Here is a 23,672-nt window from a genome sequence, read left to right on the forward strand (position 1 = left end):
TGTCTTTTCTCTGGAGAGTATGAATGCGAACCAACCAGCCACAAACCATTTACCTGAGTGAATACAAGGTTCCTGCGTATCTGGTTGATCAGGTGGATCTGCGTTTTGAATTATTTGAAGACGGCGCACGTGTGCACAGTACCCTGACTGTGCGCCGCAACCCGGATTCCGCGGAGAGCGCTGCCCCTCTGTTTCTGCACGGTGATAGTCTGCAACTGGAATCGGTTTCCCTGAATGGCTCGCCTCTGGGCACTGGTGAGTTCGAAGACCGTGGCGATGCGCTGGTCGTGCCCTCGGTGCCGGAAGAATTCGAGCTGCAGGTAGTCACCTGGATCGAACCTCAGAACAACACCCGGCTGGAAGGTTTGTACAAGTCCTCCGGTATGTTCTGCACTCAGTGCGAGGCGGAAGGATTTCGCTGCATTACCTTCTATCCGGACCGGCCGGATGTCATGGCGCGCTTCCGTACCCGTATCGAGGCAGACAAAAGCGCCTATCCCGTGCTGCTCTCCAATGGTAACCCGGTGGATAAGGGCGAGCTGGAAAATGGTCGCCATTTTGTCACCTGGGAAGATCCGTTCCCCAAGCCGGCTTACCTCTTTGCCCTGGTAGCCGGAGACCTGGTGGAGAAAAAAGACACCTTCACCACCTGTTCCGGCCGCAACATTGATCTGCGCATGTATGTCGAGCCCCGCAACGCGAAGAAGTGTGATTTCGCCATGGATGCCCTCAAGCGTTCCATGCGCTGGGACGAAGAGGTCTATGGGCGGGAGTATGACCTGGATATCTTCATGATCGTGGCGGTGGACGACTTCAATATGGGCGCCATGGAGAACAAAGGGCTGAATATTTTCAACTCTTCCTGTGTCCTGGCCAGTCAGGAGACTGCTACGGACGCCGCCTTCCAGCGCATCGAGGCCATCGTCGCCCACGAATACTTCCATAACTGGTCCGGCAACCGGGTAACCTGCCGCGACTGGTTTCAGCTGAGCCTGAAAGAGGGTTTTACGGTGTTCCGGGATTCCCAGTTCTCTGCCGATATGGGATCGCCGACTGTGAAACGAATAGAGGATGCCACCCTGTTGCGCACAGCACAGTTTGCCGAGGATGCCGGCCCCATGGCCCACCCGGTGCGCCCGGCGTCTTACATGGAAATCTCCAACTTCTATACCCTGACCATCTACGAAAAGGGTGCCGAAGTGGTTCGGATGATCCACAACCTCCTTGGTGACGAGATGTTCCGTAAGGGCAGCGATCTGTACTTCCAGCGCCATGACGGGCAGGCGGTCACCACCGATGATTTTGTTCGCGCTATGGAAGACGCGTCCGGGCGGGACCTGGGCCAGTTCCGGCTATGGTATGAGCAGGCCGGCACGCCGGTGGTTTCGGTGTCTGATGAGTACGACGAGTCGCGCGGTGTCTATCGGCTTACCGTGCGCCAGAGTATTCCTGACACGCCGGGCCAGACCGACAAGAAGCCGCAGCATATTCCGTTTGCGCTCGGGCTTCTGGGCGCTGACGGCCAGCCTCTGCCCTTGCACCTGAGTGGTGAGAGTGGCGAAGCGCCTCTGGAGCGGGTGCTGGAGCTGAGTCAGGCGGAACAGTGCTTTGAGTTTGAGGGCCTGTCAGAGTGCCCGATACCTTCTCTGCTGAGAGATTTTTCTGCCCCCGTGCGGGTGCACTACCCCTGGACGCGGGAACAACTACTGTTCCTGATGAGCCATGATCCGGACGGTTTTAACCGCTGGGACGCAGGCCAGCGCCTGGCCGTGGATGTGATTCAGTCTCTGGTGGGAGAGTTTGAGTCTGCCGAGGTGGAGCCGCGCCTGGTGGATGCCTATCGGTCGTTGCTGCAGGACAGCGAGCTGGATCAGGCTCTGATGGCAAAGATGCTGCAGTTGCCTTCCGAGGCCTATCTCATTGAGCTGGCGGAGCAGGCTGATGTTGCTGCCATTCACCAGGCCCGTGAAAAGGTGCTTGGTTATTTGGCTGAAGGCCTGCGGGATGAACTCATGGCCTGTTATCAGCGTAACGCCGGGCAGGGCGATTACCAGCTGACGCCCGAGGCCATTGCCCGCCGCAGTCTCCGTAACACCGCGCTGGGCTGGTTGCTGCATATTGGTGATCAGGAAGCGCTGGCGCTGGCCAAAGAGCAGTTCCGGGGTGCTGATAACATGACTGACCGGCTCGGCGCACTGCGAGCGTTGGTGAATTCTGATTTCGCGGAAGATCGAACACAGGCCCTGGAAGCCTTTTACAAGCGATTCAGCGACGACCCGCAAGTGGTAGAGTTGTGGTTCTCGGTGCAGGCTTCCAGCGATCGTGCAGGTCAGCTGCCGCAGATACGGCAGTTGCTCGATCACCCGGCGTTTGACTGGAAGAATCCGAACAAGGTGCGCTCTGTCGTGGGTGCCTTTGCGGCCCAGAACCTGGCGGCATTCCACAATCCTGACGGCAGCGGGTATGAATTCCTTGCCGAGCAGGTATGCCGACTGGATGACAGCAATCCCCAGATTGCGGCGCGACTGGTGGCACCGCTGACCCGTTGGCGGAAGTTCGCTCCCGGGTATAGCAAACAGATGAAATCGGCACTGGAGCGGATTCGCGATAAAGCCGAGTTGTCCAGAGACGTGTATGAAGTAGTACACAAGAGCCTGGCAGACTGACGCCGGAGCCTGGCCCCGCGACTGATGCCGTGGGGCCCTTTGTCTGGCTGTGATTGTAAAGCCGTCGTCACAGCCGGATACAAAATCGCACTTTCGGTCGATAGACAATGTTGCCGGATCGGCTAATCTGTCAGAAAGTCTGCGATTGCATCAGACGATAACAAAAAGGCCCACAGAGGCTTCCAGACGGATTTAAGGTTGCACAATGAGATACAACAAAAACGTTTTGTTTGGCGGGTTGCTGGCTCTGTCCTTTGCTGCTTCGCCACTTCAGGCGGCAGTGTCTTCATCCGAGGCAGCGCGCCTTGGCCAGGATCTCACCCCGTTCGGTTCACCCAAGGCCGGTAACGATGCCGGCACCATTCCGGCGTGGGATGGCGGCCTGACGGAGCCGCCGGCTGGCTACGAGGGCAGCGGGCAGCACCATATCAATCCATTCCCCGACGACGAAGTGCTGTTTACCATTACAGCCTCCAACATGGATCAGTACAGCGAGTATCTGACCGATGGCGTCCGGGCGATGCTGGAAACCTACCCGACTACCTTCCGCATACCCGTGTATCAGTCCCGGCGCACCCACGCGGTGCCCGAATGGGTGGCTGAAAACACCCGTAAGAACGCGGTGAATGCCGAGATTGTGGGTGAGGCAGAGGGTATTGAGGGTGCCTTTGGTGGCTATCCTTTCCCGATTCTTCACGGCAATGACGAAGAAAAGGCCTGGCAGGTAATCTGGAACCACCTGACCCGTTGGCGCGGTGTGTCTGTCACCCGGCGCTCCAGTGAGGTGGCGGTTCAGACCAACGGCGACTACAGCCTGGTGACCTCTCAGCAGGAAGCGTTCTTCAACTTCTACAACCCTGAGGGTGGTGAAGATGATCTGGACAACGTGATCTTCTACTATCTCTCGTTCACTCAGTCGCCACCCCGTCTTGCCGGTGGCGCCATTCTGATTCACGAAACCCTGAACCAGATCATCAATCCGCGCAATGGCTGGGGCTATAACGCTGGTCAACGTCGTGTCCGCCGTGCTCCGAACCTGGGCTACGACTCACCGATTGCGGCCTCTGATAACCTGCGTACCGCTGATGACACCGATATCTTCAACGGTGCCATGGATCGCTATAACTGGGATTACGAAGGTGTTCGGGAAATCTACATTCCCTACAACAATTACCGGATCGGTGAGAAGGGTACGCCTTACTCTGAAATTCTGGGTATGTCCCACCTCAATCCTGATCTGACCCGCTGGGAGCTGCACCGCGTGCACGTGGTCGAAGCGACCCTCAAGGATGGTGAGCGTCACATCTATGGTAAGCGTCGCTTCTATGTGGATGAAGACAGCTGGAACACCGTATTGCTCGACCAGTATGACGGTCGCGGCAATCTCTGGCGTGTGACCATGGGTATTCCCAAGAACTACTACGAGTTGCCGGGGGTTTGGACGGTGCTTGATGTGTATCACGATCTCCAGGCCCGTCGATATCACGTGTTGGGTCTGGATACCGAAGAGCCGAATACCCGTGTATTTACCAATGATGTACCAAACACACGGTACTTCTCGCCAGCTTCTTTGCGCAGGCGAAGCGTACGCTGAGGCTTCGGCGCCGGTTTGATCCGGCGCCTGAGGCCACAAGCAGGATGTCGACCGGCGGCCCAGGGGGCTGCCGGTTTGTTTGCGAAGGCTGCTGCCAGTCGTGCAGCAGGCGCATCAGGATTTAACCAACGTAAAGGCAATCTGAATGGCTAAAAGGTTCATGTGCGAGACACTGGGAACTGCCTGCCTTGGCCTCTCTATGGCACTGGCAGCTCCAGCGGCATTTGCACTCGCGGATATTATCGAGACACCGGCGAGGCCAACAGAACTGGCTCCCCAGTCACTACTGACCGATGCAACCCGCGCAGGCGATCGAATCGTGTCAGTGGGTGAGCGTGGGCACGTAATCTATTCCGACGATCAGGGCCAGTCGTGGACGCAGGCCGAGGTGCCGGTGGCGGTCACCTTGACCGCCGTTGATTTTGGCACCGAGCAGCATGGCTGGGTGGTTGGCCACAGCGGTGTTGTGCTGCATTCCAGCGATTCCGGGGAGACCTGGGAGCTGCAGCTCGATGGTATTCAGGCCGCCGAGCTGGTGATTGCCAGCAAGGAAGACCAGATTGCTGAGCTGGAAGAGCGCATTGAACAGGCTCCGGAAGAAGAGAAGGCTGACCTGGAGTGGGCGCTTGACGATCTGTTCTTCGCCCTCGAAAACACCCAGGCAGATATGGAAATCGGGCCGGTTAACCCGTTCCTTGATGTCTGGTTCGAAGACGAGAACCACGGTTTTGTGGTGGGTGCCTATGGCATGATTCTGCGAACCCAGGATGGTGGGCAGACCTGGGAAGACTGGGCGCCGAAACTCGATAACCCAACCAACTTCCACTACAACAGCATTACCGAGGTAGCCGGTGGCGCGCTGGTGGTGGTCGGTGAAGCTGGTCAGATTCACGTATCTGTTGACGGCGGAGAATCCTGGGAGAAGCGGGAAAGCCCTTACGACGGCTCCCTGTTTGGCGTCACCGGAACCGGGCGGGTGAACGAGGTGCTGGCGTTCGGCTTGCGGGGCAACACTCTGCTGTCGACCGATCTTGGCCGCAGCTGGACCATGGTGCCCAATGAGGGTGGCGCCACCCTGAATAACGCGGCGGTGGCCGAGGATGGACGCATTACCCTGGTGGGAAATGGCGGCGCAGTGCTGATGAGCACCAACAATGGTGAAAGCTTCCGCCCCTACTTCCGCAATGACCGGGAAGGTGTCATGGGTGTGGTTCCATTGCCGGGAACCAATCTATTGCTGGTCGGCGAAGGCGGTGTTGAGATTACCGACGCTCGCGGCCGGAACCTGAATTAACGCCCTGGTGTGGCATCAACGGATTAATGGATAGAGGGGTTTTTTAATGTCTGACCCGATGCATGACAGGGGTGAACATTACCTGACAACGCCCAAGGCGGAACCGTTCCTTGAGCGTTTACTTTTCAACAACCGGGCGCTGATCCTGATCGCCTTTTTTGTGCTGACGCTGTTTCTTGGCTACAACGCTATCAAGATCCAGCCGGATGCCAGTTTTGAGCGGATGATTCCGCTGGAGCATCCGTACGTCGTCAACATGCTGGATCACCGGGACGACCTAGACAACCTGGGTAACTTTGTCCGGATTGCGGTTGCCGTGGAAGAAGGCGACATCTTTACTGCCGAATACATGGAAACCCTCAAGCAGATCACCGATGAGGTGTTCTATCTGAATGGGGTGGACCGTTCCGGCCTGAAAACCTTGTGGACATCGAACGTTCGCTGGGTAGAGGTTACCGAGCAGGGCTTCCAGGGCGGTACTGTGATTCCGGATGGCTACGATGGCTCCCGGGAGAGTCTGGAGCAGCTGCGCCAGAACGTATTGCGTTCGAACGAAGTGGGCCGTCTGATTTCAGACAACTTCAAATCCACGATTGTGTATGCGCCACTGTATGAGAAAAATCCGGAAACCGGCGAGGCTCTGGATTACGCAGCATTCTCCCGTGAGCTGGAAGAGAAGATCCGGGAGAAGTACGAAGCACAGAATCCGAACGTCAATATCCACATTGTTGGTTTCGCCAAGAAAGTCGGGGACCTGATTGAAGGCATCGGCTCCATTGCCTGGTTTGCCGGCATTACCATTCTGCTGACCACGCTGCTGCTGTTCTGGTATTCCCGCTGCATCGCCGGAACCCTGGTGCCGATCTTTACCTCAATCATTGCCGTGTTCTGGCAGTTGGGGGCCCTGCGGCTGCTGGGCTATGGCCTGGATCCATACTCGGTACTGGTGCCGTTTCTGGTGTTCGCGATCGGTATCAGTCATGGTGTTCAGATCGTTAATGCCATGGCGGTTGAGTCGGCCAAAGGTTTCGATGCCGTCACCTCAGCACGTCTGGCGTTCCGGGCTCTTTATATTCCGGGCATGCTGGCGCTGATTTCTGATGCTGTCGGCTTCCTCACGTTGGTGTTTATTGAAATCGACGTTATTCGTGATCTGGCTGTGGCGGCCGGTCTGGGTGTGGCGTTCGTCATTATCACCAACCTGGTGCTGCACGTTCTGATCATGTCTTACATCGGCATCTCCAAAGGCGGTGTCCAGCATGTTCAGAATCATGGTGAAAAGCAGGACCGCAAGTGGCGGGTCATGTCCTACTTCTCCCATCCGGGGGTTGCGCCGATTTCCCTGCTGATCGCGGTGATCGGCCTGGGGCTGGGCATGTACTACAAGCAGGACCTGAAAGTGGGGGACCTGGACCAGGGTGCGCCCGAATTGCGCCCGGATTCCCGCTACAACAAGGATAACGCCTACATCATCAACAATTATTCCACCAGTGCAGACGTGCTTGTGGTGATGGTGAAGACCCCGGAAGAACAATGTACCCAGTACAACGTACTCCGGGCCATGGACAGTCTGCAGTGGGAGCTGCAGAACACTCCGGGTGTGCAGAGCTCCGCCTCCCTGGCTGATGTCTCCAAGCTGGTTACCAAGGCTCTGAACGAGGGTAACTGGAAGTGGTACGAGATTTCCCGCAACCAGACCATCATCAATGCCTCCATTCGTGACGCGCCGGCAGGTTTGATTAATACCAACTGCAGCCTCACGCCGGTTCTGGTGTTCCTGGAAGATCACAAGGCGGAAACTCTGGAAACGGTAGTCGAGCGGGTCGAACAGTTCGCCGATGCCAACAGCAACGAAGAGCATACCTTCCTGCTGGCAGCTGGTAACGCCGGTATCGAAGCGGCGACTAACGAGGTGATCTCGAACGCCAAGGACATGATGCTGCTGCTGGTGTATGGCGTAGTGAGTTTGCTCTGCTTCCTGACCTTCCGCTCCATCCGGGCTGTGGCCTGTATTGTGATTCCGCTGGGCCTGACCTCCATCCTGTGTGAGGCGATCATGGCGGTGTCCGGTATCGGCATCAAGGTGGCCACGCTGCCGGTGATTGCGTTGGGTGTGGGTATCGGTGTGGACTACGGTATCTATATCTACAGCAAACTTGAAAAGTTCCTGCTGGAGGGTAAGACGCTGCAGGAGGCGTACTATGAAACCCTGCGCTCCACCGGTAAGGCGGTTATCTTTACCGGTGTGACTCTGGGTCTTGGTGTTGTGACCTGGATATTCTCTCCGATCAAGTTCCAGGCGGACATGGGCTTCCTGCTGTTCTTCATGTTCCTGTGGAACATGGTAGGGGCAATTTGGCTGCTGCCGGCCCTGGCGAGATTCCTGCTTCGCCCGGACAAGATGCTGGCGAAAGCACGGGCTGCGAAGTCCTGAAAATCGCCCTGAACCAGCAAAAAAGCCCGCCTGTGCGGGCTTTTTTGTTGATAGGTCAGCTGGTTAGCGTGCTAATCCTTCCTTTATTTATGGCCAGAAGTGTTCTATGTTCTAGAACGAACCGGATGTTTGCCCGTATACCCGTGCGGGTAATCGACTATAACTATCAAGAAAAGGAAGAGCACACATGACACTGAAACTCAAAGCGTCCGCTTTTGCCGTTGCAGCCGCCGTGAGCCTGGGTGCCGCGTCCTCTGCGGTTTCCGCGCAGGAACAGCGCTTCGTGACCATCGGTACCGGTGGTGTTACCGGCGTTTATTATCCGGCGGGTGGCGCTATCTGTCGCCTGGTGAATATGGATCGCAAGGAGCATGGTATCCGTTGCTCGGTTGAGAGTACCGGTGGCTCCGTTTACAACCTGAACGCCATTCGCCAGGGCGAGCTGGATCTGGCTGTTGCCCAGTCCGACTGGCAATACCACGCCTACAATGGCACCAGCCAGTTTGAAGATGCGGGCAAAAACGAGAAGCTGCGTGCGGTCTTCTCTCTGCACCCTGAGCCGTTCACCGTGGTTGCCAGCAAAGGTTCCGGCATCAAGACCTTTGAAGACCTGGAAGGCAAGCGCGTGTCTGTGGGTAATCCGGGTTCTGGCCAACGCGCCACAGCAGAAGTGCTGATGGATGAAATGGGCTGGACCATGGATAAGTTCTCGCTGGCGGCTGAGATCAAGGCTGCCGAGCAGTCCCAGGCGCTGTGCGATGGCAACATTGACGCTTTCTTCTACACCGTTGGCCACCCCTCTGGTGCCATCAAGGAAGCCACCACGTCCTGTGACAGTGTAATTGTTGCCGTTGACAACAAGGCGACGGAAGCGTTGATCAAGGAAAACCCCTACTACCGTAAGGCAGTGATTCCGGGTGGTATGTACCGTGGTTCCGACGAAGATGTAACTACCTTCGGTGTGGCTGCTACGTTCGTTTCCTCAACTGACGTTCCGGAAGATGTCGTGTACGAAGTGGTCAAGGCCGTGTTCGAGAACTTCGACAGCTTCAAGCGTCTGCACCCTGCCTTCGGCAACCTGAAGAAAGAAGAAATGGTCTCTGATGCCCTGAGTGCGCCGCTGCACCCGGGCGCGGCCAAGTACTATCGCGAGGCTGGCCTGATCGACTGATCGGCCAGGAATATCAACAGAGCGGGCTGAGGCCCGCTCTGTTGATTCAGTAAGGTTATTTCCCATCACAGGAACATTCTATGGCAAAGAATGACCCCGGTACCGGGGCGGGTGTGGATGCCAGCAAGGTAGAACAGGTATTGCAGACCGAAACCGGAGGCCGGGCGCTGACCGGGCCTGCAGCGGTTATCCTGTTCATCATTCCGGTGTGCTGGTCGTTGTTCCAGCTCTGGATTGCATCACCCCTGCCGTTCATTCTGAATTTCGGAATATTCAATTCCACCGAAGCGCGCTCAATCCATCTGGCGTTTGCGGTGTTTCTAGCATTCTCGGCATTCCCGATGATCAAGGGGGTGCATGCCAACAAGGTGCCCATATATGACTGGGTGTTGGCTTTGGCTGCTGCATTTGCGGCTTCCTATCTTTATGTTTTTTATGATGCTCTTTCGCAGAGGCCGGGGGCACCAACCACCATGGATCTCTGGGTGGCGTTGGGTGGCCTGGTATTGCTGCTGGAAGCTACCCGGAGGGCCCTTGGGCTCCCGCTGACTGTTGTTGCGGCGGTTTTTATTGCCTATTCACTGGCCGGCCCTTACATGCCGGATGTGATTTCTCATAAAGGCGTGAGCCTGAACAAGCTGGCTTCCCACCAATGGCTCGGAACCGAGGGGGTATTCGGGGTTGCTCTTGGGGTATCTACCAGCTTTGTTTTCCTGTTTGTGTTGTTCGGTGCCTTGCTTGAGCGGGCGGGAGCCGGCAACTACTTTATCAAGGTGGCTTACGCCATGCTGGGGCATATGCGCGGAGGCCCGGCCAAGGCGGCGGTGGTTTCCAGTGGCCTGAGTGGGGTGATTTCCGGCTCCTCTATCGCCAATGTGGTGACCACCGGTACCTTCACCATTCCCCTGATGAAACGGGTCGGTTTCCCGGCTACCAAAGCCGGTGCGGTTGAAGTGGCTGCGTCCACCAACGGCCAGCTTACCCCGCCAATCATGGGGGCCGCGGCCTTCCTGATGGTCGAGTACGTGGGGATTTCCTATCTCGAGGTGATCAAGCACGCCATTCTGCCGGCACTGATTTCCTATGTTGCCCTGATTTACATCGTTCATCTGGAAGCCTGCAAGCTTAAGATGGAAGGGGTAGAGCGGCTGAATCGTCCAACCCTGGCCCAGCGCATGCTGAACTGGGTGGTCATTCTGATTGGCCTGATCGTACTGACCTTCGCGGTTTATTACGGGGTTGGCTGGACCAAAGGGGTGCTGGGTGAGGCTGCGCCCTGGGTGCTCGGGCCAATTCTGGTTCTGATCTATGCGGGACTGGTTGGATACGCCACCCGATTCCCGGAGCTGGAGGAAGACGATCCCAACAAAGAGATGACCGAGTTGCCGGAGGTGGGGCCCACGGTTAAAACCGGGCTCTACTATCTGCTGCCGGTGGTGGTGCTGGTCTGGTGTCTGACGGTTGAACGCTTTTCGCCCCAGCTGTCTGCCTTCTGGGCAACCTTGTTCATGATCTTTATCGTTATTACCCAGCGGCCGCTGAAGGCATTTTTCCGCAAGCATGGCGGATTGATGTCTGAATTCATTGGCGGCATCAGTGACTTGTTCCATTCGCTGGCGACCGGCGCCAGGAACATGGTGGGTATCGGCGTTGCGACAGCGACGGCCGGCATCGTAGTTGGTACGGTGACGCTGACCGGTATCGGCCTGGTGATGACCCAATTCGTGGAATTCCTGTCTGGCGGAAATCTGCTGCTGATGCTCATCTTCACCGCTGTGATCAGTCTGATTCTGGGAATGGGGTTGCCGACAACCGCCAACTACATTGTGGTTTCCACCTTGATGGCTCCGGTTATCGTAACCCTGGGGGCCCAGAATGGCCTGATTGTTCCGCTGATTGCGGTGCACCTGTTCGTGTTCTATTTCGGGATACTGGCGGATGATACGCCGCCCGTGGGGCTGGCCGCCTACGCGGCGGCCGCAATCTCAGGAGCAGACCCGATCCGAACGGGTGTCCAGGGTTTTACCTACGATATTCGAACCGCCATTCTGCCGTTCATGTTCATCTTCAACACGCAGCTGTTGTTGATTGGTCTGACTGGCTGGTTTGATCTGCTGGTTACGGTGTTCAGCGCCGTCACGGCCATGCTGGTGTTCTCGGCGGCAACCCAGGGCTTCTGGTTCACCCGGAGCCGGAAGTGGGAAACCCTGTTGTTGTTGCTGATTACCTTCACCATGTTCCGGCCCGGTTTCTGGTGGGACATGATCTATCCGCCGAACGAAGAGCGGCCGGGGACCGCCGTTATGGAATACGTGGCGGATGTGCCTGCTGATGGTGAGGTGGTGCTGAAGGTATCAGGCATGGCGCTGGATGGCAGTGATGTCACCACCTACGTCGAGCTTGAGATCCCTGGAGGTGAAACCGCGCAGGAGCGCCTGGCGGGTGCAGGCCTGGAAGTGTCAGAGCAGGGCGGTGATCTGGTGGTGGATTTCGTCAACTTTGGCAGTGCTGCGGAAGATGCCGGTATCCAGTTTGGCTGGACCATTGATGCAGTCCAGATTGAGCTGGAGCGGCCACCGAAAGAGTTGATGTTTATCCCGGCACTGTTGCTGTTGGGTCTGGTCGCTTTCGGTCAGCTCAGGCGCAAGGCACGGGAGGAGGCCCAACCCCAGCCGGCCTGATTGGCTTCGGCTCCGTAAAAACCCGGCGTTGCTGCCGGGTTTTTTTCTGTTAGACTCGCCCTCAAATCCGGCTCGCGGTTTGTGTCGCGCAGCCCGGCAACCAAGTGATCTTTGGTATAGATCACCGCTGAGAAACCACGAGGAGATAAACATGCCCGTCATTACCCTGCCAGATGGCAGTCATCGCAGTTTTGCTGAACCCGTAACCGTACACGACGTTGCCGCAGACATTGGCGCGGGCCTGGCCAAAGCGGCCCTGGCCGGAAAGGTTAACGGAAAGCTTGTGGATACCAGCCACCTGATTGAAAACGATACAGAGCTGGCGATTGTGACGGAGCGTGATGAAGACGGCGTGGATATTATTCGCCACTCCACTGCCCACCTGATGGCCATGGCGGTTCAGGAGCTGTTCCCTGGCGCCCAGGTCACCATCGGTCCGGTAATCGAGAACGGCTTCTACTACGACTTCAAATATGAGCGCCCGTTTACCAATGAAGACATGGCGCGCATTGAAAAGCGTATGGAAGAACTCGCGAAACAGGATCTTCCGGTATCCCGCTCCATTATGTCCCGGGACGAAGCGATCAAGCTGTTTAACGAGATGGGCGAGGAGTACAAGGTTCGCATCATCGAAGACATTCCGGGAGAGGAAGACCTGTCGTTCTATCGTCAGGGCGACTTCATCGATCTTTGCCGTGGTCCTCACGTGCCCAGCACCGGTAAGCTCAAGGCCTTCAAGCTGACCAAGGTGGCCGGGGCCTATTGGCGTGGCGATACCAGCAATGAGCAGTTGCAGCGTATCTACGGTACGGCCTGGGGTAACAAGAAAGACCTCAAGGCCTACCTGCACCGCCTGGAAGAAGCCGAAAAACGGGATCATCGCAAGATTGGCAAGAAGCTGGGCCTGTTCCACATGCAGGAAGAAGCCCCGGGTATGGTGTTCTGGCATCCGGATGGCTGGTCCCTCTATCAGGAGGTGGAACAGTACATGCGTGCCCAGCAGCACAAGCATGGCTACAAGGAGATCAAGACGCCTCAGGTGGTGTCGCGGACCCTGTGGGAGAAGTCCGGCCACTGGGACAAGTTCAAGGATGACATGTTTACCACTGAGTCCGAGAAGCACGATTACGCCATCAAGCCCATGAACTGTCCGTGTCACGTGCAGGTGTTTAATCAGGGGCTGAAGAGCTACAAGGATCTGCCGCTGCGCCTGGCCGAGTTTGGCTCCTGTCACCGGAATGAAGCTTCTGGCGCCTTGCATGGCCTGATGCGGGTGCGTGGTTTTACCCAGGATGATGCCCATATCTTCTGTGAGGAAGATGCTATCCAGGAAGAAGTGTCTGCATTTATTGCCATGTTGCACGAGATATATGCAGACTTCGGCTTCAGTGAAATTCTTTACAAGCTGTCCACCCGCCCTGAAAAGCGGGTAGGGTCGGACGAAGTCTGGGACAAAGCCGAGGCAGCGCTCGAGCAGGCGCTGAACCGTGAAGGGGTTGACTGGGAGCTGTTGCCGGGCGAAGGTGCCTTCTACGGCCCGAAGATCGAATTTTCTCTGAAAGATTGCCTCGGTCGGGTATGGCAGTGTGGTACCATCCAGGTCGACTTCTCGATGCCGGGTCGTCTGGGGGCGCAGTATGTGGCCGACAATTCCGAGCGCAAAACGCCGGTTATGCTGCATCGGGCTGTACTGGGTTCCTTTGAGCGCTTCATCGGTATCCTGATCGAGGAGTACGAGGGTGCTTTCCCGACCTGGCTGGCACCGACACAGGTTGCTGTCCTGAATATTACCGATAAACAGCGTGATTACTGTCAGAATCTGGCCAAAAAACTGGATTCTTTAGGCTATCGGGTTAATGCTGACTTGAGAAACGAGAAGATCGGCTTTAAAATCCGCGAGCATACTCTAAATAAGGTTCCCTATCTGGTTGTTGTTGGCGATAAAGAAATCGAGAACAACGCCGTTGCCGTCCGGACACGTAAGGGCGAAGACCTGGGAACCATGTCGGTCGACGATTTTGAAAAGCTGCTTGCAGCGGACGTCGAGCGCAAAGGTAGAACCAAAACGGAGATCTGATTATTAAACAGCGAGCGAATCGGGGTGGGCGCGCACCCAAGGCGCCTATCAATGAGAACATTGACGCAACTGAAGTCCGACTGATTGATGCCGAAGGCAATCAGGTCGGGATTGTTCCGATCGAAGACGCCCTGCGTATGGCGGAAGAGGCGACCCTGGATCTGGTGCAGGTTACGGATTCCGATCCGATCGTCTGTAAGATAATGGACTACGGCAAGAAGATCTTTGAAGAGAAAAAGGCCAAGGCGGCTGCCAAGAAAAAGCAGAAGCAGACGCAGGTCAAAGAGCTGAAGTTCCGACCAGGAACGGAAGAAGGGGATTATCAGGTCAAACTACGCAACCTGGTACGTTTCCTTGAGAACGGGGACCGCGGCAAGATCACAATCCGGTTCCGTGGGCGTGAGATGGCTCACCAGGAAATTGGTATGAAGCTCATGCAGCGGATTGAGGAAGATGTGGCAGAAATAGCCCAGGTTGAGATGCGGCCGAAAATGGAAGGCCGGCAGATGACCATGGTTATCGCACCCCGTAAGAAGAAGTGAACCTGATCCCATGACGGGTCCCCCGCATTAGCGGGGGATTTGTCGTTCAGGGGCACAATTGTTTATCCAAAATAGAATGCGGAGTTTTAAAAATGCCGAAGATGAAAACCAAGAGCGGAGCTACCAAGCGGTTCAAGAAGACCGCCACTGGCTTCAAGCACAAGCAGTCCTTCACCAGCCACATCCTGACCAAGAAGAGCCCGAAGCGTAAGCGTCAGCTGCGCGGTACCAAGCTCATCGCCAAGTCGGACGTGGCATCTATCAAGCGCATGACCGCGTGCTGATTCAGCCGCGCGAATCATTCCTTAGAAAGTAAAGGTAGAAGGATTAAAGTATGGCTCGTGTAAAGCGTGGCGTGGTAGCACGTCGTCGTCACAAGAAGATTCTCAATCAGGCCAAAGGTTACTACGGTGCCCGTAGCCGTGTTTACCGCGTTGCCAAACAAGCGGTTATCAAGGCCGGTCAATATGCCTACCGTGACCGTCGCAACCGTAAGCGTGCATTCCGCGCTCTGTGGATTGCCCGTATCAACGCTGGCGCCCGTGCAAACGGTCTGTCTTACAGCCGTCTGATCGCTGGTCTGAAGAAAGCGAATGTTGAAATCGATCGTAAGGTTCTGGCCGATCTGGCCATGAACGAACAGCAGGCGTTTGCCGCTGTTGTTGAGAAGGCCAAAGCGTCCCTGTGATCGCTTAAGCTCTTTCATCGATTGCTGATCGATCCGGGCGCCCCATGTTTCATGACGGCGCCTTCTGATAGGGGAAGGGCACGCTCTTCCCCTATTTTTGTTTTAACCTACCCCATTTCTGGTTTGGAGCAGGGTCAATGGAAAACCTGGAGCAACTGGTTCAGGACGGGTTGAATGCCGTAGAAAAGGCCGACAACCTGCAGGCGCTTGATCAAATTCGTGTGGAATACCTCGGCAAAAAGGGTGTGATTACCCAGCAGGCAAAAACTCTGGGCAAGCTCTCTGCGGAGGAGCGCCCGGCGGCCGGCCAGAAGATCAATGAAGCCAAGGGGCAGGTGGAGCAAGCCATCAACGCACGGCGGGCAGATCTTGAGAAAGCGGCCATTGAAGCCAGGCTTGCGGCGGAATCAATTGACGTAACACTTCCGGGGCGGGGGCAGGACCTGGGTGGTTTGCATCCGGTAACCCGCACCCTGCAGCGCATTGAGGAAATCTTTGCCCGTGCCGGTTATAGCGTAGAGCAAGGGCCTGAAATCGAAGACGATTACCATAACTTCGAAGCTCTGAATATTCCCGGGCACCACCCGGCCCGTGCCATGCACGATACTTTCTATTTCAATCCGGGTACCTTGCTCCGTACCCACACCTCGCCGGTACAGATTCGGACCATGGAGGCAGGCAAGCCACCGTTCCGCATGATCTGCCCCGGACGGGTCTATCGCTGTGATTCCGATATGACTCACACCCCTATGTTCCATCAGGTGGAAGGTCTGCTGGTGGAGAAGAATGTCAGCTTCGCGGACCTGAAAAGCACGGTGGAGGAATTCCTCAGGGTTTTCTTTGAGCGGGATCTGAAAGTGCGCTTCCGTCCCTCCTACTTCCCGTTCACCGAACCATCGGCGGAAGTGGATATTGAATGGGGACGTGAGCCGGATGGCAGCATCAAGTGGCTGGAAGTGATGGGCTGCGGCATGGTGCATCCGAAAGTGTTCGAATATTGCGGTATTGATTCCGAGGAATATCGCGGGTTTGCTTTTGGTCTGGGTGTCGAGCGCCTGGCCATGCTTCGTTATGGAGTAAAAGACCTGCGTATGTTCTTCGAAAACGACCTGCGTTTCCTTCGTCAGTTCCGTTGATACGACACCAGGAATTGGCGTAACAGGCTCAGAATCAACCGAATCAGGACAGGACCAGGATAATGAAATTCAGTGAACAGTGGCTGCGCGAGTGGGTAAACCCGAACATTGGCTCTCAGGAGTTGATGGACCAGATCACCATGGCGGGGCTGGAAGTCGACGGCTTTGAGGCCGTGGCTGGCGAATTTTCCGGCGTGGTTGTGGGCGAGGTCGTTTCCGTTGCGCCCCATCCGGATGCCGACAAGCTGCGGGTGTGTCAGGTGAGCAATGGCGAGCAGACCGTGCAGGTGGTCTGTGGTGCCCCCAATGTTCGCGACGGGCTGAAGGTACCTTTTGCCGAGGTGGGCGCTGTGCTGCCCGGCAATTTCAAGATCAAGAAAGCCAAGCTCCGGGGGCAGCCCTCCGAGGGTATGCTGTGTTCGGAATCCGAGCTGGGCTTGTCCGATAACCATGACGGCCTGATGGAGCTCCCGGAGGATGCCCCGGTTGGGCAGCCGGTGGTTGACTATCTGAAGCTGAATGACATCACCATTGATGTGGATCTGACCCCGAATCGCAGCGACTGTCTGTCCATCAAGGGCCTGGCCCGGGAAGTGGGCGTGTTGAACAGCCTGGTCACCAATGCGCCTTCCATTCTGCACGTGGAAGCGGTGCACTCGGAAGTGCCTGATATCCGGGTGGAGGCCCCTGAGGGTTGCCCCCGTTATCTGGGGCGTGTTCTGCGAAACGTCAATCTGCAGGCAGAAACGCCGCTCTGGATGCAGGAGAAGCTGCGTCGTTCCGGTATCCGTTCCATTGATGCGGCGGTGGATGTCACCAACTACGTCATGCTGGAACTGGGCCAGCCCATGCATGCCTTTGACCGGGATGAGATCAAAGGTGGGATTGTTGTGCGTATGGCTGGCTCGGGCGAAAAACTGGTATTGCTGGACGGTCAGGAGGTCGAGCTTACTCCGGAAACGCTGGTGATTGCCGACCACGAGAAGCCAGTGGCCATTGCCGGTGTGATGGGGGGCGAGCATTCCGGGGTGAGTGAGAAAACCCGGGATCTGGTGCTTGAATCCGCCTATTTTGACCCGATCACGCTGGCCGGCAAGGCTCGTCAATATGGCTTGCATACAGATGCCTCCCACCGTTTTGAGCGGGGCGTGGATTATGAGCTGGCACGGGATGCCATGGAGCGGGCAACCGGTCTGCTGATGGCTATTGTCGGGGGTGAGCCCGGCGAAATTGTCGAAGTGGCCAGCAAGGAACACCTGCCAAAGGCGCAGGTGATTGATCTGCGTGAGCAGCGCCTGGCGGATGTGTTGGGGCTTAGAATTGACCGCACTACCGTTGAAGAGATTCTCAGCCGGCTTGGCCTGCACATCGACAAGCTGTTGAAAGACGGCTGGCGTATCAGTGTGCCCAGCTTCCGGCCGGATATTTCCATCGAAGAAGACCTGATCGAAGAGGTCGGTCGCATTTTTGGTTATAACAATCTGCCGGTCACCGAGCCAACCGGCTCGCTTGGGCTGCGGGCCCGGGAAGAAGCGGTTCGGCCGCTGTCTGCTGTGCGTAACTTTTTCGTCGCCCAGGGCTACCAGGAAGCGGTGACCTACAGCTTTGTTGATCCCAAGGTTCAACAGCTGGTGGATCCGGAACGTGAGGGGATTGCGTTGGCCAATCCCATCTCGTCGGATCTTTCGGTGATGCGCACGACGCTGTGGAGCGGCCTGCTTAAAACCGTGGGCTACAACCAGAACCGGCAGCAGCCCCGTATTCGCCTGTTTGAGACCGGTTTGCGATTCGTTCAGGATGCCGATGGCATCAGTCAGCAGCCGATGCTGGCGGGGGTGGTGGTTGGTAACCAGAATCCTGAAAACTGGGTAAACGGTCGCAGAACCACGGATTTCTTTGATGTAAAAGGGGAATTGGAAAGCCTGTTCCGACTGCTTGGCATCGAGGTTGATTTTATTGCCAGCCATCACCCTGCGCTACATCCGGGCCAGACGGCGGAACTGTTGAGGGATGGCGAGCATGTGGGCTGGCTGGGTGCACTGCATCCACAAGTTCAGAAAAATCTTGAACTTAATGGCACGATCCTGATGTTTGAGCTATTCTTGAATTCGATCGTTGCCGGTTATGTGCCTAATTTCAAAGATATTTCAAAATTCCCGGAAGTTCGCCGGGATTTGGCTATCATTATCGGGAGCGATGTGGCGTTCGCCCAGGTAGAACATGTGGCCCGTAAACATGCTGGCGAGCACCTCACGGCGTTGCGTGTGTTTGATGTCTATGAAGGTGAAAGCCTGGGCGAGGGTAACCGAAGCCTGGCTCTGAGCCTGTTCTGGCAGCATCCTGAACGCACGCTTAACGAGGACGAAGTGCATTCGCTCTTCAACGGGGTTATCGATGCCCTTAAAGAAGAGTTGGGGGCAACACTGAGGAGTTGACAGATGGCGGCTTTGACGAAAGCGGACATGGCGGAGCGCTTGTACGAGGAGTTGGGGCTTAACAAGCGGGAAGCCAAGGAAATGGTGGAAGCTTTCTTCGACGAAATCAGAGGCGCACTCAGCCACAACGAGCAGGTGAAGTTGTCGGGTTTCGGCAACTTCGATCTCAGGGACAAGAAGCAGCGACCGGGACGGAACCCGAAAACGGGTGAGGAAATTCCCATCAGTGCACGGCGCGTAGTTACGTTTCGACCAGGTCAGAAACTGAAGCAGAAAGTAGAAGCGTATGCTGGAACCCAGTCATAACAATGAGCTCCCGGTTATTCCGGGGAAGCGTTATTTCACCATTGGTGAAGTGGCCGAGCTATGTGCGGTCAAGGCGCATGTGTTGCGCTATTGGGAGCAGGAATTCCCGCAGCTGTCGCCGGTCAAGCGCCGGGGCAATCGCCGTTACTATCAGCGCGCGGATGTGATCACCATCCGCCAGATCCGCAGCCTGCTGTACGATCAGGGCTACACCATTGGTGGTGCCAAACAGAAGCTCAGCAGCAGCGAAGTGAAGGATGATACTTCACAGTACAAGCAGTTGATCCGTCAGATGATCACCGAACTTGAGGAAGTGCTGGATGTGCTGAACACGCCGGTGCGCTGAAACAGAAGTAAGCCTGTCTGCATTGAAGAACGACAAGGGCCAGAGTGGCGAGAGCTGCTCTGGCCTTTGTGTTTCTGGTGCCTGGAGGCCTATTTTGTTTTGCAGGTCTTGATGCCGAGCAGGGAATAGGCAGGGCAGTTTCCCACCAGTGCTGTTGCCAGCGGTACAATGCCAATCCAGCCCCAGGGCGTCTGAGGGCCAACAAAGACCAGGGCCAGCAGGACAACACCCACGATGGCACGAATAATACGATCAGCGGAACCCATGTTTACCGTCATCTTGGTCTCTCCTGTGTGATGTCGGATGATGGTTTGACTATAGGCCTGTTATTGGCCGGGTTCAGTGATAAAGTCACACAGGTAGACGACTTTCGATACAAGGCAATGCGGAATGGCCAGGCACAGTATTCTCGACACACTACACGACTCCCTGCGCAAAGATGCCCTGGAGGGTCTCCAGGCCATGCGTTTCCCTCCCGGGCAGGTGCTGTTCAGTGCCGGAGAACATTGCCGGGGGCTTCCCCTGGTGCTGGATGGCAGTATCAAGGTGCAGATGACCGGAGCATCTGGCCACAGCATCGTGCTCTACCGTATGGGCGCTGACGATATCTGCACGTTGTCCATTGGCTGTCTGATGACGGGGCGTGGCTACCGGGCTGAAGCCATCGTTGAAGATGAGGCAGAAGCCGCCATTATCCCGCGCGGATTATTCGATCGGCTGATGGATCAGTCGGCAGAGTTCCGGCTGGGGATTATGGAGTCCTATGGCCGTCGACTTGACGATCTGATGTTGTTGGTTGAAGAAGTAGCGTTTCACCGTATGGATGAGCGTCTGGCGGAGTGGCTTCAGGCACGTGCGGCTGATGGTCAGAGTGTACTGAATATTACCCATCAGGAGCTGGCCGTGGAGCTGGGAACGGCCAGGGAAGTGGTCAGCCGACTGCTGAAAGAACTCGAACGCCGGGGCCAGGTTCGGTTGGCCCGCGGCCGGGTAGAACTCACCGGATTACGGAAAACCGCTTCACCTGCGTGATAAACTGTGCGCCAGGCGCGCCAGCTGTTCTGAAGACTTCTCGAGGTTCGCTTCTGCCCGGCCATAGGCTTCCGTCAGGGTGATGGGCGCGGGGGTGATCGAGAAAGCCGCTGTTAACCCAACGCTATGGAGCGGAGCCAGTTCAGCCCCTAATTTTCCACACAGGCCAATCACTGGTACACCGTAGGCATGTGCCAGTCTGGACACGCCGGCCGGCGTTTTTCCAAAGGCGCTTTGAGCATCGATGGCACCTTCCGCGGTGATCACCAGATTCGCGTTGCGGATATACTGCTCCAGTTTGACGGCCTCCATCACCAGCTCTATTCCCGGTTGGAGTCGGGCGCCCAGAATACCCTTGACCGTGCCACCGATACCCCCGGCCGCGCCACTGCCGGGAAAGCTGGCAATGTCCAGGCCCTGCGCCTTAACCAGACGGGAAAAATGCGCAAGACTGGCGTCCAGCTGACGAACGTCGTCTTCATTGGCGCCTTTCTGTGGCCCGAAAACCGCTGCCGCTCCCTCCGGGCCCAGCAACGGATTGGTGACATCACAGGCCACAATCAACTGGATGCCGTTGAGTCTGCGAATCGCAGGTTCAAGGTCTGCCGTGGCCAGTCGTGCCAGGCCCGCACCGCCGGTCCCGATTTCCTCGCCCTGGTTATCCAGCAGGCGCGCCCCCAGAGCCTGTAACATACCAGCGCCGCCATCCGTTGTGGCGCTTCCTCCCAGGCCCATGATCAATGTTTTCGGCCGGTGTTTCAGGGCTGCCAGAATCATCTCTCCGGTACCACGGCTGGTTGCCCGGAGCGCATTACGGGCCTCGGCGGGTACACAATGCAAGCCACTGGCTTCAGCTACCTCGATGACGGCGGTTTCGTTGTTATTGGCCAGGCCAAAGCGGGCTTCGATACGCTCACCCAGCGGGCCCGTGACGGCCACCGTATGCAGTTGCCCGCCCAGAGCCTCTGTCAGTGCCACTGTGGTTCCTTCGCCCCCATCAGCGAGAGGGATTTCTACAATCTCATCCTCCGGGGCAGCGTTGCGCCAACCACGGGCGATGGCAGAGGCAACTTGCTGCGCTGAGAGACATTCCTTGAAAGAGTCGGGGGCAACAACGATCCGCATCTTACTGTCCTCGGTCTTTAACGTTTTCCATCACGACAAAAGTGCTGGTCTGGAGTACGTGGGGCAGGCTGGAGATCTGTTCTCCCAGAACCTGGCGGTATTCAGCCATGTTGCGGGTACGTATTTTCAGAAGATAGTCGAAATTCGCCGCCATCATATGACACTGCTCCACCGCGGAGATTTGCCGGACGGCCTCATTGAACGCCGCCAGTGCTTTGCTGCTGGTGTCATTCAGAGTGACCTGGGCGAACGCAACATGAGAGAGCCCCAGCTTGGTCTGATTCACCATGGCGCTGTAGCCGGTAATGTATCCCTGATCTTCCAGCCGTTTCATTCGTACCTGACAGGGAGTCTTTGATAAACCGACCCGGGAAGCAAGGTCTGTCACGGTAATACGGCCGTTCTTCTGCAGTTCCCGGATGATGGAAAGATCGATTCTGTCGAGATCTGCCATGACTGCTATCCTTTGAGATAGTGGATGAATTTTTTAAAAGGCCGAAACGTCCAATATTAGCGAAAGTGCAGGCTTATAGATAATTTTTAGGGTACTAAAAAAGGAAAATAATAATCTATTTTGATGCTGAACAGGCTAATTGCATGTACCTGCTTCGCTAAAATGCGGTCAGTATTCAAACAATCAGGAGGGTACACCATGAGTCTTCAGCAATCTGTGGCACCGGAACTTAACGACATTCGCCAGGCGATCCGTGCAAACTACCTGGCAGATGAACATGAAGTGATTCACCGGCTGATTGCTGAGGCCCAGTTGTCGGATGAAACCCGAAAGGCTATTTCGGCCAGGGCGGCAGAGCTGGTGCGTGATGTTCGCAACAGCGCACGCCCGACCATCATGGAAAAGTTTCTCGCCGAATATGGGCTGACCACCAAAGAAGGGGTGGCTCTTATGTGCCTGGCGGAGGCTTTGTTGCGGGTACCCGACAACCTCACCATCCAGGACCTGATCGAAGACAAGATCACCTCTGGCAACTGGGGCGCCCACGTGGGCAAAGCCAAATCCGGAATGATCAACTCGGCCACCCTGGCCCTGCTGATGACCAGCAACCTGCTGAAGGATTCCGAGCGCCAGAGTGTGGGGGATACCTTGCGCAAGCTGGTAAAGCGCCTGGGCGAACCGGTTGTGCGCACCGTGGCGGGCCAGGCCATGAAGGAAATGGGGCGCCAGTTTGTACTGGGTCGTACCATTGAAGAGGCACAGGACCGCGGCAAGTCCCAGGAAGAGAGGGGCTATACCTATTCCTATGACATGCTGGGCGAAGCGGCGCGCACCGATGCCGATGCTCAGCGTTATTACCAGGCGTACTCTGATGCCATTGACAGCATCAGCAAGCGCTGCAAAGGCGATGTGAGGACGAATCCGGGTATCTCGGTGAAGCTGTCGGCGCTGCTGGCACGCTATGAGTACGGGCATAAAGAGCGGGTGATGAATGAGCTCATGCCCCGGGCACTCAAGCTCGCCAGAAAGGCGGCAGCGGCCAACATGGGCTTCAATATTGATGCCGAAGAGCAGGATCGTCTTGATCTCTCCCTGGATGTGATTGAGGCCATCCTGTCCGACCCGGAACTGAAAGACTGGCAAGGTTTTGGTGTTGTTGTTCAGGCGTTCGGCAAGCGCGCCTCGCAGACCCTCGACTGGCTCTATGCGCTTTCTGAAAAACTGGATCGCCGCATCATGGTGCGGCTGGTTAAAGGTGCTTACTGGGATGCCGAGATCAAGCGTGCCCAGGTGATGGGCCTGTCAGACTTTCCGGTCTTCACCCGCAAGGCCTGCAGCGACGTCGCTTACCTGGCCGGTGCTCGCAAGCTTCTGGCCATGACCGACCGTATCTACCCGCAGTTCGCCACCCACAATGCACATTCGGTGTCAGCGGTGCTGGAACTGGCCAAGGATCTGAGTCGGGATAAATTCGAATTCCAGCGCCTGCATGGTATGGGCGAATCCCTGCACGACCAGGTTCTGGAGGACAGCGGTGTGCCTTGCCGGATCTACGCGCCGGTAGGTGCCCACAAAGACCTGCTGGCTTACCTGGTTCGCCGGTTGCTGGAGAACGGCGCCAACAGTTCCTTTGTGAACCAGATTGTGGATACCAGCATCACCCCGGAAGAAATCGCCAAAGACCCTATTGA

19 protein-coding genes are annotated in these 23,672 nt (G+C 56.5%); 16 read left to right on the forward strand and 3 right to left on the reverse strand.

Features of this window, described 5'->3' with window-relative positions; genetic code table 11:
- The first annotated feature begins 23 nt into the window (after window positions 1-23).
- The 14 genes from pepN (at window position 24) to B3Y70_RS03095 (ending at window position 19,370) form a co-directional block, all read left to right on the forward strand.
- Window positions 24-2,666 carry an aminopeptidase N gene (pepN, locus tag B3Y70_RS03030; RefSeq protein ID WP_288589174.1) on the forward strand — a complete coding sequence of 881 codons (2,643 nt, stop codon included), beginning with the start codon at window positions 24-26 and terminating at the stop codon, window positions 2,664-2,666.
- Window positions 2,667-2,871: 205 nt separating this feature from the next.
- On the forward strand, window positions 2,872-4,260 hold the full coding sequence (locus B3Y70_RS03035) for a DUF1329 domain-containing protein (RefSeq protein ID WP_288589175.1): 1,389 nt from the start codon (window positions 2,872-2,874) through the stop codon (window positions 4,258-4,260).
- A 145-nt stretch (window positions 4,261-4,405) separates the two neighbouring features.
- The gene (locus tag B3Y70_RS03040) at window positions 4,406-5,554 is read left to right on the forward strand and encodes a WD40/YVTN/BNR-like repeat-containing protein (protein ID WP_023010629.1); all 1,149 of its coding nucleotides are present in this window, start codon (window positions 4,406-4,408) and stop codon (window positions 5,552-5,554) included.
- Window positions 5,555-5,600: 46 nt separating this feature from the next.
- Window positions 5,601-7,988 carry an efflux RND transporter permease subunit gene (locus tag B3Y70_RS03045; RefSeq protein ID WP_022990942.1) on the forward strand — a complete coding sequence of 796 codons (2,388 nt, stop codon included), beginning with the start codon at window positions 5,601-5,603 and terminating at the stop codon, window positions 7,986-7,988.
- Between the two features lie 187 nt (window positions 7,989-8,175).
- Window positions 8,176-9,159 carry a TAXI family TRAP transporter solute-binding subunit gene (locus B3Y70_RS03050; RefSeq protein ID WP_011785536.1) on the forward strand — a complete coding sequence of 328 codons (984 nt, stop codon included), beginning with the start codon at window positions 8,176-8,178 and terminating at the stop codon, window positions 9,157-9,159.
- 80 nt (window positions 9,160-9,239) lie between these two features.
- Window positions 9,240-11,840 (forward strand): TRAP transporter permease, encoded by a 2,601-nt coding sequence (locus tag B3Y70_RS03055; RefSeq protein WP_022990941.1) that lies wholly within the window; start codon window positions 9,240-9,242, stop codon window positions 11,838-11,840.
- Window positions 11,841-11,991: 151 nt separating this feature from the next.
- Window positions 11,992-13,917, forward strand: a complete 1,926-nt coding sequence (gene thrS / locus B3Y70_RS03060) for a threonine--tRNA ligase (protein ID WP_022990940.1) — start codon at window positions 11,992-11,994, stop codon at window positions 13,915-13,917.
- The gene (infC, locus tag B3Y70_RS03065) at window positions 13,914-14,459 is read left to right on the forward strand and encodes a translation initiation factor IF-3 (protein WP_081432078.1); all 546 of its coding nucleotides are present in this window, start codon (window positions 13,914-13,916) and stop codon (window positions 14,457-14,459) included. Before thrS ends, infC begins: the two co-directional genes overlap by 4 nt.
- 92 nt (window positions 14,460-14,551) lie before the next feature.
- Complete coding sequence (rpmI, locus tag B3Y70_RS03070; RefSeq protein ID WP_007151842.1) at window positions 14,552-14,743, forward strand: 50S ribosomal protein L35; 192 nt, start codon at window positions 14,552-14,554, stop codon at window positions 14,741-14,743.
- Window positions 14,744-14,793: 50 nt separating this feature from the next.
- Complete coding sequence (gene rplT, locus B3Y70_RS03075; protein ID WP_011785532.1) at window positions 14,794-15,147, forward strand: 50S ribosomal protein L20; 354 nt, start codon at window positions 14,794-14,796, stop codon at window positions 15,145-15,147.
- Between the two features lie 137 nt (window positions 15,148-15,284).
- Window positions 15,285-16,283, forward strand: a complete 999-nt coding sequence (gene pheS / locus B3Y70_RS03080; protein WP_011785531.1) for a phenylalanine--tRNA ligase subunit alpha — start codon at window positions 15,285-15,287, stop codon at window positions 16,281-16,283.
- Between the two features lie 62 nt (window positions 16,284-16,345).
- A complete protein-coding gene (gene pheT / locus B3Y70_RS03085) occupies window positions 16,346-18,718 on the forward strand; it encodes a phenylalanine--tRNA ligase subunit beta (protein WP_286894125.1) in 2,373 nt (790 codons plus the stop codon).
- Window positions 18,719-18,721: 3 nt separating this feature from the next.
- The gene (gene ihfA / locus B3Y70_RS03090) at window positions 18,722-19,024 is read left to right on the forward strand and encodes an integration host factor subunit alpha (protein WP_011785529.1); all 303 of its coding nucleotides are present in this window, start codon (window positions 18,722-18,724) and stop codon (window positions 19,022-19,024) included.
- The gene (locus B3Y70_RS03095; protein ID WP_011785528.1) at window positions 19,005-19,370 is read left to right on the forward strand and encodes a MerR family transcriptional regulator; all 366 of its coding nucleotides are present in this window, start codon (window positions 19,005-19,007) and stop codon (window positions 19,368-19,370) included. Before ihfA ends, B3Y70_RS03095 begins: the two co-directional genes overlap by 20 nt.
- Window positions 19,371-19,459: 89 nt before the next feature.
- On the opposite strand, the gene B3Y70_RS03100 is transcribed toward B3Y70_RS03095, so the two are convergent.
- Window positions 19,460-19,648: a YgaP family membrane protein gene (locus B3Y70_RS03100; protein ID WP_011785527.1), complete on the reverse strand. Its 189-nt coding sequence runs from the start codon at window positions 19,646-19,648 to the stop codon at window positions 19,460-19,462.
- Between the two features lie 112 nt (window positions 19,649-19,760).
- Between B3Y70_RS03100 and B3Y70_RS03105 the strand changes: the two genes are divergently transcribed.
- The gene (locus B3Y70_RS03105) at window positions 19,761-20,402 is read left to right on the forward strand and encodes a Crp/Fnr family transcriptional regulator (RefSeq protein WP_022990937.1); all 642 of its coding nucleotides are present in this window, start codon (window positions 19,761-19,763) and stop codon (window positions 20,400-20,402) included.
- On the opposite strand, the gene B3Y70_RS03110 is transcribed toward B3Y70_RS03105, so the two are convergent.
- Together B3Y70_RS03110 and B3Y70_RS03115 are read right to left on the reverse strand one after the other, a co-directional pair.
- Window positions 20,391-21,527, reverse strand: coding sequence for a glycerate kinase (locus B3Y70_RS03110; RefSeq protein WP_286894119.1), 1,137 nt, complete (start codon window positions 21,525-21,527; stop codon window positions 20,391-20,393). The two genes, B3Y70_RS03105 and B3Y70_RS03110, sit on opposite strands and share 12 nt — an antisense overlap.
- Before the next feature lies 1 nt (window position 21,528).
- Window positions 21,529-21,981 (reverse strand): winged helix-turn-helix transcriptional regulator, encoded by a 453-nt coding sequence (locus B3Y70_RS03115; protein WP_011785524.1) that lies wholly within the window; start codon window positions 21,979-21,981, stop codon window positions 21,529-21,531.
- A gap of 198 nt (window positions 21,982-22,179) precedes the next feature.
- Between B3Y70_RS03115 and B3Y70_RS03120 the strand changes: the two genes are divergently transcribed.
- A partial coding sequence (locus B3Y70_RS03120; protein WP_288589176.1) for a proline dehydrogenase family protein occupies window positions 22,180-23,672 on the forward strand: 1,493 nt, incomplete at its 3' end.

The sequence above is a fragment of the Marinobacter sp. UBA5687 genome, from assembly GCF_002420325.1.
GTDB classification, from domain to species: Bacteria; Pseudomonadota; Gammaproteobacteria; order Pseudomonadales; family Oleiphilaceae; genus Marinobacter; species Marinobacter nauticus.

Bases quoted from the DNA above. Each gene is read 5' to 3' on its own strand.
- pepN (WP_288589174.1), top strand. From the start codon at position 24: ATGCGAACCAACCAGCCACAAACCATTTACCTGAGTGAATACAAGGTT.
- B3Y70_RS03035 (WP_288589175.1), top strand. From the start codon at position 2,872: ATGAGATACAACAAAAACGTTTTGTTTGGCGGGTTGCTGGCTCTGTCC.
- B3Y70_RS03040 (WP_023010629.1), top strand. From the start codon at position 4,406: ATGGCTAAAAGGTTCATGTGCGAGACACTGGGAACTGCCTGCCTTGGC.
- B3Y70_RS03045 (WP_022990942.1), top strand. From the start codon at position 5,601: ATGTCTGACCCGATGCATGACAGGGGTGAACATTACCTGACAACGCCC.
- B3Y70_RS03050 (WP_011785536.1), top strand. From the start codon at position 8,176: ATGACACTGAAACTCAAAGCGTCCGCTTTTGCCGTTGCAGCCGCCGTG.
- B3Y70_RS03055 (WP_022990941.1), top strand. From the start codon at position 9,240: ATGGCAAAGAATGACCCCGGTACCGGGGCGGGTGTGGATGCCAGCAAG.
- thrS (WP_022990940.1), top strand. From the start codon at position 11,992: ATGCCCGTCATTACCCTGCCAGATGGCAGTCATCGCAGTTTTGCTGAA.
- rpmI (WP_007151842.1), top strand. From the start codon at position 14,552: ATGCCGAAGATGAAAACCAAGAGCGGAGCTACCAAGCGGTTCAAGAAG.
- rplT (WP_011785532.1), top strand. From the start codon at position 14,794: ATGGCTCGTGTAAAGCGTGGCGTGGTAGCACGTCGTCGTCACAAGAAG.
- pheS (WP_011785531.1), top strand. From the start codon at position 15,285: ATGGAAAACCTGGAGCAACTGGTTCAGGACGGGTTGAATGCCGTAGAA.
- pheT (WP_286894125.1), top strand. From the start codon at position 16,346: ATGAAATTCAGTGAACAGTGGCTGCGCGAGTGGGTAAACCCGAACATT.
- ihfA (WP_011785529.1), top strand. From the start codon at position 18,722: ATGGCGGCTTTGACGAAAGCGGACATGGCGGAGCGCTTGTACGAGGAG.
- B3Y70_RS03095 (WP_011785528.1), top strand. From the start codon at position 19,005: ATGCTGGAACCCAGTCATAACAATGAGCTCCCGGTTATTCCGGGGAAG.
- B3Y70_RS03100 (WP_011785527.1), bottom strand. From the start codon at position 19,648: ATGACGGTAAACATGGGTTCCGCTGATCGTATTATTCGTGCCATCGTG.
- B3Y70_RS03105 (WP_022990937.1), top strand. From the start codon at position 19,761: ATGGCCAGGCACAGTATTCTCGACACACTACACGACTCCCTGCGCAAA.
- B3Y70_RS03110 (WP_286894119.1), bottom strand. From the start codon at position 21,527: ATGCGGATCGTTGTTGCCCCCGACTCTTTCAAGGAATGTCTCTCAGCG.
- B3Y70_RS03115 (WP_011785524.1), bottom strand. From the start codon at position 21,981: ATGGCAGATCTCGACAGAATCGATCTTTCCATCATCCGGGAACTGCAG.